A 16,695-nucleotide genomic window follows, 5' to 3' on the forward strand; every position below is an offset into this window, starting at 1 on the left:
GACCCTACTTGATCATCGAAGCGAGATGCTCGGCATGCGTCTGGTGTTGCTTGAACAGGGTCAGGCCCGTTTCCAGCAGCGATTTCAGCTCCTTGTTCTGAGCTGAGGGGATCAGCACCTTGGCAAGGGCATCGTTGACTGACTTGTGATAAGCGACTTCGTTTTCGACATAGGCCTTGTCGAAGGCTGCACCGTCGAGGGCGTCAAGCGTCTTCAGTTCCTTGCTCGCCTGGGTCGAGAGCGATTGGCTGATCTTGTTGTCCTCAGGCGTCACCTTCAGCTTTTTGACGAGGGCGAGCGCCTGGTCGTTGACGGCCTTGTGGTCCCGCTCCATGGTTTTGGCGAATTCGATAACCTCGGCATTCTTGCTCTTCTTCAACGCCTGCGCGGCGGCGGTGACATCGATCTGCCCCGCCGTATAGGCGATGTGGGCGATCTGAGGATCGGTCGGCTTGGCGTCGGCGGCGATCGAGGCGGTGCCGAGCGATGCCGCGATGAAGGTTGCGCCGAGAATTCGTTTGAACATGATCTGTCTCCTTTGTCGGATGGAAGCGAGCATTGGATGCAGATCGATCGAAAAGGTTCCCGGAAATTTTCGAAGCGCTTCAGTCTTCGCCGATAAAACTTTGAAGCACGATCGCATGATTGTGAGCCTGGTCTTTCGCCGAATAGAGAGGCGTGGCGTCCGACCGCCCGATCAGGCGTTCGAGCTCCTCGACGGCTGATGAGTTCTTTTTGAGCTCGTCGCGGTAACGACGCTGAAATTCGCTCCATTTGGCCGGATCATGTCCGAACCATCGGCGCAGCCCCGGACTCGGCGCTATGTCCTTCAGCCAGACATCGACCGCCGCCACCTGCTTCTTCAAGCCGCGCGGCCACAGCCTGTCGACCAGAATACGCGTGCCATCCCTGCCTTCTTTCGGCTCGTAGATTCGTTTGATGCGCAGGGCCAATTTTTCATCCGCAATGAAGTAGGTAAGTCAGCGCGAGAGGGGCGCATCACCGCGCATCAAGCCCAGCGATTTCAGGTCCTCCCACAGTTCGCGAGGGATATGTCTGTTCCGCGCCCGGTCGTTGGACGCCACCTGATCGATCGACTGGCCGCCTGGGATGACGGAAACGACAGCCGGATGGAAGAGCGGAAAGTTGAGAGCCGCGTCCGAGAGAGCGACGTTGTATTTCAGGCAGACTTGTTCGATGCGCCGGACTTTATCGAGGATGTGTGACGGGGCGTCAGAGTAATTGTATTGCGCGCCGGCAATCGGGCCTGTCACCAGTATGCCGGAGTTATAGGGACCGCCGAGCACGATGCCGATATTGCGGGCGACGCACAGGGGAAGAAAGGATTCCAACGCCTCCTGCTCGAGCAAAGTATAGCGTCCGGCAAGCAGAAACAGGTCGAAGTCGCCACGCTCGGCAAGCGTCTGGCACATCTCCCACTCGTTTATTCCGCCACCGATGGCTTTCACCACTCCCTGATCGCGCAGCGAGGTCATGGCCTGATACCCACCGTTCATGAATTGCTCGAGATAATGGTCGCAGGCGGCCTGGTTGCCGTGATTGAAGACATCCAGATCGTGCACGAAGAGAATATCGAAGCAGTCGAGCCCGGTGCGCTCGAAAGAGGCTTCGAACGATCGCATGATGCCATCGTAGCTGTAGTCAAAAACCTCTCGGCGATTGGGCGTGTCGAAGAATTTACCGATGCCGGTCCGCTGTTCGGGTCGACAGACCTTGAGGAGCCTGCCGACTTTTGTCGAGACGACGAAGTCTTTACGCTGTTTCGTAGCGAGAAAGCGGCCAAGCCGCCTCTCGGCGAGGCCAAGCCCGTAGAGCGGCGCAGTGTCGAAGTAACGGATGCCGTGTTGCCAGGCCGCATCCAAGACTGCTGCCGCCTCTTCATCGGTTATCGCCCGATAAAGATTGCCGAGAGGCGCGGTGCCGAACCCGAGTTCGGTAAAGGTCAGCCCGCCGTCGCCCCTGCGGTCCCAATGTCGCGTCCTCATGTCAAGGCTCCGCATTCCATATTCGTTTGCTGCTCGTGGTCGACACTGCATTCTAACCAATAACGCTTCTGCGTGGAATCGAGACTGAAGTGAGAAACCTCGGTCTGCGGTGGTCCGGGCAATGGCGTCCCATCCGGCCGGATCCCGCAGAAGAGCGCGATATCCGGTGCATTAGCCGGTGAATGGCGCAACCGGCTGTCCGACTTAACGAAGCCCAAACCAGTGTTGTCGTATGACATGTTTATTACATGGTTTGGAAGGTGGACCCAACGCGGTGAATGGCATCTGGACGCAATTTGGTGGCAACCTTTCCTTCGTGTCTCTGGCGATGTCGCTGTGGGCGCTCTTTTCTATCCAGTTTCAGCGCCGTTCCTTCGCGCAAGAGAAGATCGCCTTCGGGATAATAGCGGGCGGCGCCTCCATCGGGTCCATACTGCTCGCGATCGAGTTTCATCCCGGCATCTATATCGACCTGCGTTTTTCGCCGCTGGCATTGGCCGGCATGTTCGGGGGGCCGATGGCGGCGGCTTTTGCCGCGTCGCTGGCGATCGCCTTCCGCTTTGCCGTCGGCGGCACGGCGATGGTCGATGGCATTATCACCATTGCATGCGCAGCCGGCATCGGCGTCGCCGGCCATGTCTGGACCCGCAAGAGATCTCCCGGTTTCACCGACGTCGTTCTGCTCGGCCTTGCCCTTGGCGGCACACTGGTTGCAGCGATGGCCTTGCTTCCCACTCTCGTGGCTGCCCATGTGCTGGCCGGCGTGGGTTTCCCCGTGACGGCCTCGAATTGTCTGGCGACTTTGCTCGGTGGCTTTGTTCTCCTGAAGACGCAACGATGGGAACTCGAACGCAGCATTCTGGTGACGGCATTTTCGCAATCGCCGGATTACCTTTATGTGAAGGACCGAAACAGCCGCTTCATCACCGTCAATGAAAACATGACGCGCCTCTTCCGTTTCAGGACGACGGCGGAGATGACCGGATTGTCGGATTTCAATCTGATGTCGCAGCCGCTCGCAGAAGAATTGTATCATCTCGAGCAGCAGGTGATGGAGACAGGGACGCCGCTGATCGACTCCACCGAGCGGATCGAAGGCCGTTTCCTGCTCGCTTCCAAAGTGCCGCTCAGGGACAAGCAGGGGCGGATCATCGGCCTTGCAGGCGTGACCCGTGATGTGACCGAGCGTACAGCGCTGGAGCGGGAGCTTCGCGACAGCAAGAACCTGCTGTCACATGCGATGGCGAACATGTCCGACGGCATCGCCATGTACGACAGCAAAGGGTTTCTTGTCTTCTGCAACGATCAATACCGCAACGCCTTTCCGCTCTCCGGGGCTGCCCGCGTGGTCGGCGCGCATATCAGCGACATCCTGCGCCGCGTCGTCGAAACCGGCGAGCGGCCCGCTATCGCAGAGGGTAATGCGGAAGAGTGGATCAAGACCGCCACCGCGACACTGCACAGCAACAAGGACGAGGAGGTTCAGCTTCACAACGGTGATTGGCGCAGCATCCGCACAAGGATTTCCGGGGACGGCACGGCAATGGCCGTCGTCTCCGACATCACGGCGACGAAACAGGCGGAAATCGCGCTCAGGCTGTCGGCGGAGCAATTGAAGAATCTTGCCGAGACCGACGGGCTTACCGGCATCGTCAATCGCCGCGCTTTCGACGAGGCCTTCGCGCGTGAGACGGCGGGCAGCGCCAGGAAAAACACGCCTTTCAGCCTGTTGATGGTCGATATCGACCGCTTCAAAGCCTATAACGATACCTATGGTCATCCCGCCGGCGACCAATGCCTGCGCGTCGTCAGCAAGTGTCTGCGCCAGGCCGTCAGTCGGCCCGCGGACATCGTCGCGCGCTACGGCGGAGAGGAATTCGCCGTGTTCCTCCCCGATACCAGCGCCAAGGGGGCGATGATCGTCGCCGAGCAATTCGCGCGTCGCCTGGCCCAGGAGAATATCATTCATTCCGGCAGCGAATTCGGGCGGGTCACCGCCAGCATCGGCCTATCCTGCGCTACAGGCGCGACCCTGCGGACCAGCCCGAACCGGCTTTTGGCAGAGGCCGACGCCGCGCTCTATGAGGCCAAGACGCAAGGCCGCAACCGCATCCTGGCGCATTCCCGCGAGAACGGGCATGCCCTGAAGGAAACCGGTTAAACTCCGCGCTTCAGAATCTCTCGATAGGTTTCTTCTATCGAGTCATCGCTCGTACGCCCTTGATGTTTAGCGCCCTTCAGCAATACAGGGCGCGCATGGACACAAAATTCATCGGGAAGAAATCGGCGGCGGCTGGCGGCTGGGGCGCTCTGAAAAGCTGCGGCAAACAATTGCTGCAAAGCGGCACGCCGGTCTCGGGTGCGCGGACGATGCTGAAGGCGAACCAGCCGGACGGCTTCGATTGCCCGGGCTGCGCCTGGGGCGATCCGGAACACGGATCGTCGTTCGAATTTTGTGAGAACGGCGTGAAGGCCGTCGCATGGGAGGCCACGGAAAAGCGGGCGACCCCCGCTTTCTTTGCGGCGACTACGGTCGCTGAGCTTCGCCGGTTGTCGGATTACGAACTGGAACTCAATGGCCGCCTCACCCATCCGATGCGTTACGATGCTGCGAGCGACCGTTACCTGCCGGTGGCGTGGGAGGATGCTTTTGCCGAGATCGGCAGCATTCTGAAGGGCCTCGATAATCCCAATCGGGCGGAGTTCTATACGTCCGGCCGCGCCAGCAACGAGGCTGCCTTCCTCTATCAGCTGTTCGTGCGCATCTACGGCACCAACAATTTTCCCGATTGTTCCAACATGTGCCACGAGGCGAGTGGAATCGCCCTGAATCAGGCGATCGGCGTCGGCAAGGGCACCGTGCTTCTGGAGGACTTCGAGGAGGCCGATGCGATTTTCGTGATCGGCCAGAACCCCGGCACCAATCATCCCCGAATGCTCGGCGATCTGCGCCGGGCGGCGATGCGCGGCGCGCGGGTCGTCGTCTTCAATCCGATCCGCGAGCGCGGGCTGGAGCGCTTCTCCGATCCGCAGGACAAGATCGAGATGCTGCGCGGCGGCTCGACCGACATTGCCAGCCTTTATCTGCAACCGCAGCTCGGTGGCGACATGGCCGCTGTGCGTGGAATGGCAAAGGCGGTGCTGGCTGCCGAAGACGCTGCGGTTGCCGCCGGTCTGCCACCCGTCCTCGATCATGCGTTCCTGGCCGACAATTGCGCCGGGTTTGCGCAATACCGGGCAGCGGTCGAGGCGACAGCCTGGGCTGATATCGAAGACCAATCAGGACTGAGCCGACAGGACGTCGAACGGGCCGCCGATGTCTATATCAGGGCCGAACGGGTCATCTGCACCTGGGCGATGGGCGTGACCCAGCACCTGCATTCGGTGGCGACGATCCGAGAGATCGCCAACTTTATGTTCCTACGCGGCAACATTGGCAAGCCCGGCGCCGGTCTTTGCCCGGTGCGGGGTCATTCCAACGTGCAAGGCGATCGCACCGTCGGCATCAATGAAAAACCGTCGGATGATTTCCTCGATGCGCTGGAGAAACATTTCCGCTTTTCCGTTCCCCGCGACCATGGCCACAACGTCCTTGCCGCAATCGGGGCGATGCTCGACGGCTCGGCCGAGGCCTTCATCGGGCTCGGCGGCAATTTTGCCCGTGCGACGCCCGACAGCGCACTGGTCGAAAAAGCGCTTCGGCGGCTGAAGTTGACGGTGCACATCGCCACCAAACCCAATCATTCGCATCTGCTGCCCGGTGAGGCGTCCTTCATTCTGCCCTGCCTCGGGCGTACCGAGATGGATCTGAACGCTGCCGGCAATTCCCAACTCGTCAGTGTCGAAGATTCGATGAGCATGGTGCATGGTTCCGCCGGCATCAATCGCCCGGCCTCGCCGCATCTCCGCTCGGAAGTCGCCATCATTGCCGGCATTGCGCAGGCGACGGTCGGCTCCTCCGTGGTCGACTGGGCGGAGCTTGCCCACGACTACGACCGCATCCGTGATCATATCGAGGCAACCATTCCCGGCTTCGAGAATTACAATATGCGCCTGCGCAAGCCGCGCGGTTTCCATCTGCGCAACGCGGCGGCCCACCGGGAATGGCAGACGCCGGCAGGCAGAGCATCATTTTCTTGCCAGCCGCTTCCTGAGGAGACGGTGCACCAGCGTGCGCGAAGAGGAGAGGGGCGGTTCGCTCTGCAGACGTTCCGATCGCACGACCAATACAATACGACGGTCTATGGTCTCGATGACCGATATCGCGGCGTCTACGGAGAGCGGCAGGTCATCTTCATTCATCCGGCGGATCTGAAGGCGATGAATGCCGAGGCCGGTGACCGTGCTGACGTGATCGGCGAGCACGATGACGGTGTCGAGCGTATCGCGCCGGATTTCCGCTTCGTGCCCTATGATATTCCGCGGGGCAGCATTGCCGGTTATTACCCGGAATTGAACGTGCTCGTGCCGCTTGGCAGCGCCGGCGAGGAAAGCGATACGCCGACCTCGAAGTCGATCATGGTTTCCTTGCGCAAGCGATACGCCGCGTGAGCGAAGCGGTCGATAGGTTTCTTGCCCTTGTCGCTGCGACCCAAGACGGGGACGCCGCACTGACCTCCCTACAGGCCGGTCTGCTCGTTGCTGCCGAGCTCGGGATCGCATCCGACAGCCGCTCCTTTGCGCGTATGCTCGGGATCGCACATGCCCTTGTGTTGCGGGACCTCAGCGCCCTGACGGAGCGTGATGATAAGCTTCGGATCGTCAAGCGGGATCCGAGGACGATGCGAGTGCACTACAGTTTGGCCGCGCTCTAAACATAGCGCAAAGATCGAACTTGAAAGGTCGCGGTGCGCGTCAGATGCAAGTTACCGGCGGCCCACGCGCTTCCTCGTATCGGAAGGGTATTCGCCATATGTTGCCTTGTAGACCGCGGAAAAGCGGCCGAAATGAAAGAAGCCCCATTTCAGGCAGATGGCCTTCATCGTCTCCTTGCACTCGGGATCGATCAGATCCTGCCGCGCCGCGCGCAGGCGAAGCGTCAGCAGATAAGCGGCGGGGGACGTTCCCTTGAATGCGCGGAAGCCGGTTTCGAGCGCTCTGCTGGAGACGCCGGCCGCTTGCGCCACCTTTGGCATGGTGATCGGCTGATCGATATTGGCCTGCATGAACTCGATCGCCCTGCGCACATGCCTCGGAGCAATAAGGGCGGGTGCCTTTTCAAGGAAATGCGACAGCCGATGCGGCACGATGCGCACGACGAGATCGGCGAGCGCCTGCGTCATGTGCGCCATGGCGATCGGCGACTGCAGCAGGGGACCGTCGTCGCGCATTCCTGATATGATCGTCTCCGTGAGGTTGCCGATCGTCCGACCGGCCGGCGTTGACAGATCCAGTTCCGGCAGCAAGTCGAGCGAGCCGCTGAACGGCATTTCGAATGTCTGGCCAATCGCCTGGAGGATGACGGGCCAGTTGATCAGCAACTCGTCGATGACGTTGCCTTGCCCATGCATGAGAACGCTGTCGGGCTCGAAATTGTTGTAGAGAAGCAGTTTGCCTTGCCCGGCCTCGGCCTTGCGCGACCCATAGGTAACTCCCATGCCGCCGCGGCGCGGCACGACGAGCGACAGGTACTCTGCCGTGGTGACGGTCGGCTCGATGTTGAATTGGAACTCCGCCTCATGATAGCCCGTCAGCAGGACGGCTCTCTCGGCCACCGAAAAATCCAATCCCCAATGAAAGTCCTTGGCGCGGCCGACAGGCTCGGCATCAAACGCGCCGAAAGCGCCGCCAAGGGTTTCCACCATATTGTCGAAAGACGAACCGTGGAATCGGAAGGAGAATGGCTGGGCGCTGTTTTCCGTCATGCTGTCCCCGTTATTTCATCTGGCGTCGCACGGCGTGACGCCCCGGCCGCATCGCCATAGATGAAGTACGTCCCTCATTCTGGTTGCACGTCACCGAGCTCATCTTTCTTCTCGCGCCTGTCAGGACCTTGTGGAGGGCATGATGAACGAAGCTTCGCCGTATAATAGCCAATAACAGGCCAGAGCGCAGTAAGCGGCAGCCAGGCGGGCAAGTTTCAGCGTGATCCGGGTGTCGGTTTTGCTGGCCTGGGCAAGGCGGTCCAGCCCGAGCCCGAGCGTGCGGGCGCCGGAAAACGCGAAGCTTTTAGATACTTTACCGATAATTCCATCCGTCGAATTTTCCCAGCCAGTCGGCAGGAACTGACAGAACCGGTTGCACTTGGCAAGCCTTGGAACTGCTGCTTTGATGGTGGTCCGGTGATGAAACGATTAGCCAACGTGCCCATGAAGCACATTCTAGGCGCCATCCAAGAGTCGCCTGCCGAAGGTTCTGAAGTGGACCGCTCGAGATCGCCTTCGGCAGGCTGACAGGCAGTTGGCATACGCACGGGATGGAGTGCGTATGGACGTAAACCCTTCCATCGTTTGGGGTCATCGATGGAGGGGGGCTTGCAAACCGTAGACCATCATGGCCCCGGTCGGACTGAGATTAGTGTTCTACGGCAATGGAGCAATTGGCGCGTTCCGATATTGTCGGTCAATCGGCTTTTCGCGACGCAGTATGGACCGGTCCTGCGCAAAATGTATAGGCTAGCCCTCCCTCCCCACTCTTTGGTTGCCCCTGAATTAAAGATCCAGTCCGACTCACCTCCTGTCGGAGAAGGCACAGAGATCTGGTATAAAGACAATTCATTTGTCGATGCCTGGAGTGTCTCGACAGGTGGCATCAGCCCTCTGAAAGCAGGTTTCGGAGAATCAAACCCGTTGGCAGGGCGACAGCATCGGTACCGATCGCCTCGACATCCGACGCGTCGATATAAGAGTCAAGTCTAACGACTGCCCGCGAGCTTTGTCAGGCGCCGCTCGCGCCGGCCGAGGATCTCCCCGAGCCCGCATTCGTGATCCCTCAGCAGCCGGCTTGCCGATTGCGGTGCGTGGTGACGCGCCGAACGTCGGTGCCGCCGGCCAGACCGGGAGAGCCCGCGCCCGTAGGTTCAGAGCGCGATCGAAAGGGCGCTTTCGCGTGGGGGAGCCACCTCCTGCGAGTTCACCATTGCACCGGCGAGCTGGCGGAAGGTGACAAGGCCCAAGGTTTCTCCCGACGGCGAAACCACCCTGGCATCGTCGTTCGGTGTCGAAGCCAGTATTCGGACGGCTTCTTCCACGGTCGTACCCGATGCGATCGTCAAGCCGCCAGGCGCTGCGGCGGAGTGCAAAGGTGTCATGACGGCTTCGACATGGACGACCCGGCCTCGGTTCACTTCCTTGACGAAGTTGGCGATGTAATCGTCGGCCGGGCGCAGCACGATGTCCTGGCTGGTGCCCTGCTGAATCACTTCGCCGTCGCGCAGGATGGCGATCTGGTCGCCCAGGCGCAAAGCCTCGTCGAGATCGTGGGTGATGAAGACGATGGTCTTCTTGATCTCTTTCTGAATGTCGAGAAGGACAGTCTGCATATCCGTGCGGATCAAGGGATCGAGCGCCGAATAGGCTTCGTCCATCAGAAGCACCGGCGCATCGTTGGAAAGGGCCCGCGCCAGGCCGACGCGCTGCTGCATGCCGCCGGAAAGCTGGTTCGGGTATTTTTGCTCGAAGCCTTTCAGCCCGACGCGCTCGATCCAGCGCATGGCGATTTCAACGGCTTTCGCACGCTCCATCCCCTGCACTTCGAGACCGAAGATGGTGTTGTCGAGGACATTGCGGTGCGGCAGAAGTGCGAATTTCTGAAACACCATCGCCGTCTGTTGCCGCCGAAACGTCCGCAATTCGGCTTCGTTCATCTTCACAACATCGACGCCGTCGACCAGCACTTCGCCGGATGTCGGATCGATCAGGCGATTGATGTGGCGAATGAGCGTCGATTTGCCCGAACCGGAAAGGCCCATGATGACCTGAATGCAGCCGGAGGGGATCTCGACATTGATATCCCTGAGGCCCAGGACGTGACCGTGCTTTTCGTTGAGTTCGGTCTTCGTCAGCCCCTTCTGCACCGCTTCGACATAAGAGGCGGGATTGGGGCCGAAGATCTTGTAGAGGTGGCGGATCTTGATGCCGCCGAAACGATGCTCAGCCATGGACGGTCTCCTGATGCTTCTGGAGCCTTTTGCCATATGCCTGGCTGACCCGGTCGAAGATGATGGCGATGCCGACGATGGCAAGGCCGTTGAAAATGCCCAGCGTGAAGTACTGGTTGGCGATCGCCTTGAGCACCGGCTGGCCGAGACCCTGGACGCCGATCATGGAAGCGATGACCACCATGGCGAGCGCCATCATGATCGTCTGGTTGATGCCGGCCATGATGGTAGGAAGCGCCAGCGGCAGCTGCACCTTGAAAAGCTTCTGAGACCGCGACGTCCCGAAGGCGTCGGCCGCTTCCAGCACGTCCTTGTCCACCAGGCGGATGCCGAGATCGGTCAAGCGGATCATCGGCGGGATCGCGTAGATGACGACGGCGATCAGACCAGGCACCTTGCCGATGCCGAGCAGCATGACGACGGGGATGAGATAGACGAAGCTCGGCATCGTCTGCATAACGTCGAGGATCGGATTGACGACGCGCTGCAGCCGGTCGGAGCGAGCCATCAGGATCCCGATCGGGATGCCGATGGCGATGGAGAGCACGGTACAGACGAAGATCATCGAGACCGTCCGCATCGTGTCGTCCCACATGTCGAAGTAGCCGATCAGCATCAGCGTCACCAGGCAGCCGACGACGATCTTCAAGCTGCGGCTCGCAAACCATGCAATGACGAGGACGATCAAGGTGATGATCGGCCATGGCGTCTGCGTCATGAAGCGTTCGGCGGCGATGAGGAAGTGCTGCAGCGGAACGAAGAGGCTTTCGATGCCGTCGCCATAGCTGCGGGTAAAGCCGCGAAAGCCGTCATCGATCGCCTTCTTCAGATTCCGAAGCGCGTCATCGTTCATGTGCGGGAATTTGTAAAACCATTCCATCTCGGTTCCCCTTTTGTCAAAGAGCCGTAGCAGTCTTTTTGATTTTGTCGGCGCGTGAGGGCGGTGCGCTTTTCGCGCACCGCAATTTTGGCCTAGAGAGCAGCTTCGATCTTCTTGGCTGCTTCAGGCGAGACCCACTTGGTCCAAATGTCCTTGTTTTCTTCCAGGAAGTGCTTGGCGCCGTCTTCGCCGGTCGCCTGATTATCCGTCATCCAGGCCATCAGCTTGTTGACGGTGTCGTTGCTCCAGGAGCGCTTCTTCAGGTAGTCCATGACCTCAGGCCCGACCTTTTCGGAGAAAGGCTTGGCAACCAGGGTGACGACGTGATCGACCGGCCATGCCGCCGGCTTCGGATCGGGGCAGTCGGCAACGGTGATGCAGCGTTTCCACTCGGCGGCATCCTCCGGCACGCCGGCTTCCAGCTTGACCATCTGATACTTGCCGAGCAGAGCGGTCGGCGCCCAGTAATAGCCGACCCAGCCTTCCTTGCGCTCGTAAGCCTTGGCGATCGAACCGTCGAGACCGGCGGCAGAGCCGGTGTCGACGAGGGTGAAGCCCGCCTTTTCGGCATCAAACGCCTTGTAGAGCTGCGAGGTGACGACCGTGCCGCCCCAGCCCTGCGGGCCATTGACGACGGCGCCCTTCTTCGGATCTTCAGAATCGGGGAAGAGTTCCGGATGCTTCAGCGCATCGCCGATCGTTTTGATATCGGGATGGGCGTCGGCGAGATATTTCGGAATCCACCAGCCCTGTACGCCGCCATCCGGCAGTGGCGAGCCGACCTGAACGATGCGGCCTTCTTCGGTGCCCTTCTTGACGACGTCAGGCAGGAGGTCGATCCAGGCTTCGGGCGCGATATCGGGCTGGCCCTTTTCGGCCATGGAGGTGATCGTCGGGACAGTGTCGCCAACGGTGATGTCGGCGCTGCAGCCGTAACCTTCGTTCAGGATGAACTTGTCCAGATTGGAGAGAACTTCGGCGCTTTGCCAGTTCATGCTGGCGATGGTGACGCTGCCGCATTCGGCGGCGCCGGCGAAGGACGCGCCGCCGATCAGGCCGAACGTCAAGCATGTCGATGCAAGTAGTTTCTTCATTCTCGTTCCCTCTATTTAGCGGCTGATCTGGCCAGGCGGGGTGCCGCAGTACCCACCCTCAACGGTCGTCAGGAAACAGCTCCCATACTCACCGATTTCTTGAATGCTGCCGATAGTCCTTCCCCCACCGCAGCGTCGAACCCGGCGGCGCGCATGCCTTCGATGGCTGCCGCGGTGATGCCGCGATAGTCGAGAAAGGTTTGAACGACGTTGTCGGGACATTCGTTGCGGCGCTCCAGCAGCCGGCCGGCGCCTGATATCACCATATTGACGGCGCGGCGCGCAACCTCGGCGGGCAGGCCGCGGGCGACGGCGTCGCGCATCATGGCGGCGGCGAGCAGCGCCGGGAATGCCGGCCCTGAGCCGGCAAGGCCTGTGAGGTAATCGATGTCGCTTTCCCTTGCGACTTCGTCCTCAGATCCGCAGGTCTCGAAGATCGCGCGGACCATGGCCCGGTCATCTCCAGTGATGCCGCTCGCCCCGATCCATGGCGTATAGGATTTTGCCACTTCGGCAGCGGCATTTGGCAGGGCGCGAACGACGCGGCCGGTCTTGTGGCGCTCCGAAAGGGCGCTCAGGCGAATGCCGGCCATGACTGAGATGACGAGCTTGCCGGAGGCGTCGACGGCGAGCGGATGCCAGTCATCGGGGCGGACGGAGAGAAGGACCACATCAGAGCGGTCGATAAGCTCCTGATTGTCCCTGGTCCAGAAGGAATCCGGGAAACAGTCGGGCTGTCGGCTGCGATAGGAGAGGCAGAGATTTCGAGCATCAACCAGGCCGGAATCGAGGATCGAGCCCGCGATGGCTCCACCAAGCCAGCCGCCACCGCCAATAATACCAATCCTCAAGGAAACGCTCATCTCGGTTTCCTCAGCCGGACCTATAGCCGTGCCGCGCGAAGAAGCGGTCGAGCTCCCTCTGCTGCGGCACTTCGCCCGTGTAGATCGCGATATATTCCGGAATCCGTTTCATGCGGACGGCGAGTTCCTCCTTCGACTGCATGGAAATGTACCCGATCTGAACGAGATAAGTTGTCCGCGCTCTGACATCCGATGTCGTTTCTGGTACTCCGAACCGCATAAACATGCGTTTGAGTGCCTCCAACCGGATCTGATCGGCCTTGTGGACCTCGGCCAGAAGCTCGTCCGACTGCAGCGCCCAGCTGCGCACGGCAAACTCGAACTTGGCGTCGAAGAGATCGGTGTTCAGCCAGCAATCGAAGACATTGAGCATCGCTTCGGCCAGTGACTCTGCATAGGCTTCGGACTGTTTGACGATATTGCCGGTGTTTTTCTCACGCCATCGCGCCACCAGCGCGCTCAAGAGTTCCTCCCGATCCTTGAAGAACCAGTAGAAGCTCGTCCGCGAGAGATTGAGCTTTTTTGCGAGCGGCAGAATCTTCACCGAATCCACGCCAGATTCCAGCAGCGCCTGGTAGGCTGCTTCCAGCCATCCCTCGTGCGATCCGCGCCAACCGGTGTCGTTCAAAGCCTGGTCCATGCGTTCTCTCCTAGCAAATTCCGCGGCCTCGCACAAGAAAAATGTACATAAGTGTCGAATATGGTGACTGTATTGTTTTCAAGATTGACACTTGTGTACATTGCACTTAGCGTCTGCTTCGATGTTTTTAATCCGGAACCACGGCCCATGTCGAACGATCCTCTTCTTCAGCCCTACCAACTCAAGCATCTGACGTTGCGTAACCGCATCATCGTAACCGCGCATGAGCCGGCCTATCCCGAGGACGGCATGCCGAAGGAGACGTATCGGGCCTATACCGTGGAGCGGGCAAAGGGCGGGGTGGCCTTGACGATGACGGCAGGCTCCGCCGCGGTTTCCCGGGACAGTCCGCCCGTCTTCAACAACTTGCTCGCCTATAAGGACGAGATCGTCCCCTGGATCAGGGAAATGACCGACGCCGTGCATGAAGAGGGTGCGGCGATCATGATCCAGCTTACCCATCTCGGCCGGCGCACGCGCTGGGACAAGGGTGACTGGCTGCCGGTCGTCGCCCCGTCGCATCTTCGCGAGGCTTCGCATCGCGCCTTCCCGAAGAAGGTGGAAGATTGGGACATCGAGCGCATCATCAAGGATTTTGCCGACGCGGCCGAACGGATGAAGGCGGGCGGTATGGATGGAATCGAGCTGGAGGCCTACGGCCACCTGATCGACCAGTTCGCGTCTCCGCTCACCAACGAACTCGACGGCCCCTATGGGGGTGCGCTCGAGAACCGCATGCGCTTCTGTTTCGACGTGTTCAGGGCGATCCGCGAGAGAGTGGGGGACGAATTCATCCTCGGCGTACGCTATACGGCGGACGAGTGTCTGCCCGGCGGAAACGGGCAAGCTGAAGGCATAGAGATTTCGAAGCGGCTGCGCGACAGCGGGCTTATCGACTATCTGAACGTCATTCGCGGCCATATCGACACCGACGCCGGTCTGACCGACGTCATCCCGATCCAGGGCATGGCGAACTCACCGCACCTGGATTTTGCCGGTGAAATCCGCGCCGCGACCAACTTCCCGACCTTTCATGCGGCGAAGATTGCCGACGTCGCCACGGCGCGACATGCGATTGCAGCAGGAAAAGTCGACATGGTCGGCATGACCCGCGCCCACATGACCGACCCGCACATCGTCCGCAAGATCATCGAGAAGCGGGAAGAGGATATCCGCCCCTGTGTCGGCGCCAACTACTGTCTCGACCGCATCTATCAAGGTGGGGCCGCCTACTGCATCCACAATGCCGCCACCGGCCGCGAATTGACGATGCCGCATATCCTGGCAAAGGCCGACGTCAGAAAGAAGGTCGTCATTGTCGGCGCCGGCCCGGCCGGGCTGGAGGCTGCGCGCGTCGCTGGCGAGCGCGGCCACCAGGTGGTGGTTTTCGAAGCGGCGAACAATCCAGGCGGTCAGATCCGCCTCACCGCCCAAAGCGAACGCCGCAGGGAAATGATCAGCATCATCGACTGGCGCATGACCCAGTGTGAGAAATACGATGTCACCTTCCACTTCAACACCTGGGCGGAACCCGACACGATCGAGGCGGAGAACCCCGATGTCGTCATCATCGCCACTGGCGGCCTGCCGCATACCGAGGTGCTCACCAGCGGCAACGAGCTGGTGGTCTCCTCTTGGGACATCATCTCCGGCGATGTGAAACCCGGAACCAACGTGCTTGTTTTCGACGACGCCGGCGATCATGCAGCGCTTCAGGCGGCGGAGTTCATTGCCAAGGCGGGCTCCAAAGTCGAGATCATGACGCCGGACCGGTCCTTCGCGCCGGAGGTCATGGCGATGAACCTGGTTCCCTATATGCGCTCGCTCCAAAAGTACGACGTGACCTTCACCGTTACCTATCGGCTGGAGGCCGTCGAGAAGAGAGGTAACCAGCTCGTCGCCCTCATCGGCAGCGATTACGGCGGAATTGCCCGTCAGCACAGCTACGACCAGATCGTCGTCAATCACGGGACCATCCCGCTCGACGAACTCTATTTCGAGCTGAAGCCCAAGTCGAATAATCTCGGCGAGGTCTCGCACGACCAGCTTCTCCAGGGGCAACCGCAATCCGTCATCCGCAATCCAGAGGGCAAGTTCCAATTGTTCCGGATCGGCGACGCCGTCGCTGCCCGCAATACGCATGCCGCTGTCTATGACGGTCTGCGCATCGCAAAGGATATATGATTGTCAGAGCGGCCGCCTGTCGGCCGATCGGGAGGGGATGATATGAGTCTGCGCAACGAAAGCCTCCAGCATTTCCTGGAAGCCGCTTCGGTCGCTTTCGGCCAGTTCGCCAGGGCTCCGGAAGCCCGCCGCTCGATCGGGCAGTTCTTCGCGGCGCTGGAGCGTCAGGGGACTGCGCGCGCCGGAGAGGGAAGCCGGTTACCGGTCTGCGCTCACCTCGATATGGCGCTCGCCGTCGATACGTCCTATGCTTCGCTGGCGCGATTGATCGAGGGGTTCAAAGGCATCGAGCCAATGCTTGAATGGCGTCGCCGCACAAAGTATGACCACACCACGGCCAGCGACAATTTCGTTGATGGGCATGCCAATGCCATGATCGTCGGGCCGGGTGGATTGGAGGAGCGAAGTGACCTGTCGTTCGGCGTGACATTGATGGCGCCTCACGTGCGCTATCCCGATCATGACCATGCGCCGGAGGAAGTCTATCTCGTGCTGTCCAAGGGAGAGTTCCAGCAGGGGGAGGGGAACTGGTTCTCGCCTGGTATCGGCGGGTCGTTCTATAATATTCCCAGGATCAAACATGCCATGCGGTCGGCGGAGACGCCGCTCTTCGCCTTCTGGGCGTTGCTTGCCGAGCGGTCGCATTGACGGCCGGCTGTCTAAAGCATGTCGCGCAAAGCTGTGCGGCGGTTGCGGCAACGGCTTACGTAAAAACGAGTTAAAGCGCAGAGCAAGCGAATCTGAAAGATCGCGGCGCGCTTTGGATAAAGGGGCTTGCCATGAAGATTCTCGTGCCCGTCAAGCGGGTTGTCGACTACAACGTGAAGATCCGGGTGAAGCCGGATGGCACGGGTGTCGAGCTTGCCAATGTGAAGATGTCGATGAACCCGTTCGACGAGATCTCGGTGGAAGAGGCGCTGCGGCTGAAGG

General features: G+C 60.3%; 14 protein-coding genes and 1 pseudogene. 6 read left to right on the forward strand and 9 right to left on the reverse strand.

What is annotated here, in order from left to right:
• Positions 1-4 precede the first annotated feature (4 nt).
• From HJC00_RS12710 to HJC00_RS12720, 3 genes are all read right to left on the reverse strand, one after another.
• The gene (locus HJC00_RS12710) at positions 5-526 is read right to left on the reverse strand and encodes a DUF4142 domain-containing protein (RefSeq protein WP_221147149.1); all 522 of its coding nucleotides are present in this window, start codon (positions 524-526) and stop codon (positions 5-7) included.
• A gap of 79 nt (positions 527-605) precedes the next feature.
• Positions 606-953, reverse strand: coding sequence for a DUF488 domain-containing protein (locus tag HJC00_RS12715; protein WP_221164114.1), 348 nt, complete (start codon positions 951-953; stop codon positions 606-608).
• A 27-nt stretch (positions 954-980) separates the two neighbouring features.
• Entirely contained in the window at positions 981-2,006 is a 1,026-nt protein-coding gene (locus HJC00_RS12720; protein ID WP_210632165.1) for an aldo/keto reductase, read from the reverse strand.
• A gap of 232 nt (positions 2,007-2,238) precedes the next feature.
• On the opposite strand from HJC00_RS12720, the gene HJC00_RS12725 reads away from it, so the two are divergent.
• From HJC00_RS12725 to HJC00_RS32485, 3 genes are all read left to right on the forward strand, one after another.
• Positions 2,239-4,167, forward strand: a complete 1,929-nt coding sequence (locus tag HJC00_RS12725) for a diguanylate cyclase (protein WP_221164115.1) — start codon at positions 2,239-2,241, stop codon at positions 4,165-4,167.
• A gap of 95 nt (positions 4,168-4,262) precedes the next feature.
• Positions 4,263-6,557, forward strand: a complete 2,295-nt coding sequence (locus HJC00_RS12730; protein ID WP_221164116.1) for an FdhF/YdeP family oxidoreductase — start codon at positions 4,263-4,265, stop codon at positions 6,555-6,557.
• Positions 6,545-6,820, forward strand: coding sequence for a hypothetical protein (locus HJC00_RS32485; RefSeq protein ID WP_405048786.1), 276 nt, complete (start codon positions 6,545-6,547; stop codon positions 6,818-6,820). Before HJC00_RS12730 ends, HJC00_RS32485 begins: the two co-directional genes overlap by 13 nt.
• A gap of 51 nt (positions 6,821-6,871) precedes the next feature.
• On the opposite strand, the gene HJC00_RS12735 is transcribed toward HJC00_RS32485, so the two are convergent.
• The 6 genes from HJC00_RS12735 to HJC00_RS12760 form a co-directional block, all read right to left on the reverse strand.
• Positions 6,872-7,870, reverse strand: a complete 999-nt coding sequence (locus HJC00_RS12735) for an AraC family transcriptional regulator (RefSeq protein WP_221123557.1) — start codon at positions 7,868-7,870, stop codon at positions 6,872-6,874.
• A 1,154-nt stretch (positions 7,871-9,024) separates the two neighbouring features.
• The gene (locus tag HJC00_RS12740) at positions 9,025-10,104 is read right to left on the reverse strand and encodes a glycine betaine/L-proline ABC transporter ATP-binding protein (protein ID WP_221123559.1); all 1,080 of its coding nucleotides are present in this window, start codon (positions 10,102-10,104) and stop codon (positions 9,025-9,027) included.
• On the reverse strand, positions 10,097-10,984 hold the full coding sequence (locus HJC00_RS12745) for a proline/glycine betaine ABC transporter permease (RefSeq protein ID WP_210632172.1): 888 nt from the start codon (positions 10,982-10,984) through the stop codon (positions 10,097-10,099). The genes HJC00_RS12740 and HJC00_RS12745 overlap by 8 nt, the downstream gene beginning before the upstream one ends.
• Positions 10,985-11,076: 92 nt before the next feature.
• Entirely contained in the window at positions 11,077-12,078 is a 1,002-nt protein-coding gene (locus tag HJC00_RS12750; RefSeq protein ID WP_210631724.1) for an ABC transporter substrate-binding protein, read from the reverse strand.
• A gap of 68 nt (positions 12,079-12,146) precedes the next feature.
• Positions 12,147-12,941: a pyrroline-5-carboxylate reductase gene (locus tag HJC00_RS12755; RefSeq protein ID WP_221156205.1), complete on the reverse strand. Its 795-nt coding sequence runs from the start codon at positions 12,939-12,941 to the stop codon at positions 12,147-12,149.
• 10 nt (positions 12,942-12,951) lie between these two features.
• The gene (locus HJC00_RS12760) at positions 12,952-13,581 is read right to left on the reverse strand and encodes a TetR/AcrR family transcriptional regulator (protein ID WP_210631726.1); all 630 of its coding nucleotides are present in this window, start codon (positions 13,579-13,581) and stop codon (positions 12,952-12,954) included.
• A gap of 147 nt (positions 13,582-13,728) precedes the next feature.
• Here HJC00_RS12760 and HJC00_RS12765 point away from each other — a divergent pair, with 147 nt between their 5' ends.
• The 3 genes and pseudogenes from HJC00_RS12765 to HJC00_RS12775 form a co-directional block, all read left to right on the forward strand.
• On the forward strand, positions 13,729-15,765 hold the full coding sequence (locus HJC00_RS12765; RefSeq protein ID WP_221156204.1) for an NADH:flavin oxidoreductase: 2,037 nt from the start codon (positions 13,729-13,731) through the stop codon (positions 15,763-15,765).
• 42 nt (positions 15,766-15,807) lie between these two features.
• Positions 15,808-16,413: a dimethylsulfoniopropionate lyase gene (locus tag HJC00_RS12770; RefSeq protein ID WP_221164117.1), complete on the forward strand. Its 606-nt coding sequence runs from the start codon at positions 15,808-15,810 to the stop codon at positions 16,411-16,413.
• 131 nt (positions 16,414-16,544) lie between these two features.
• Positions 16,545-16,695: pseudogene (locus HJC00_RS12775) on the forward strand (electron transfer flavoprotein subunit beta/FixA family protein); the annotation flags it as partial.

Origin of the sequence: Rhizobium sp. NLR22b, assembly GCF_019685295.1 — a bacterium.
In the GTDB taxonomy this organism is placed as follows: domain Bacteria; phylum Pseudomonadota; class Alphaproteobacteria; order Rhizobiales; family Rhizobiaceae; genus Rhizobium.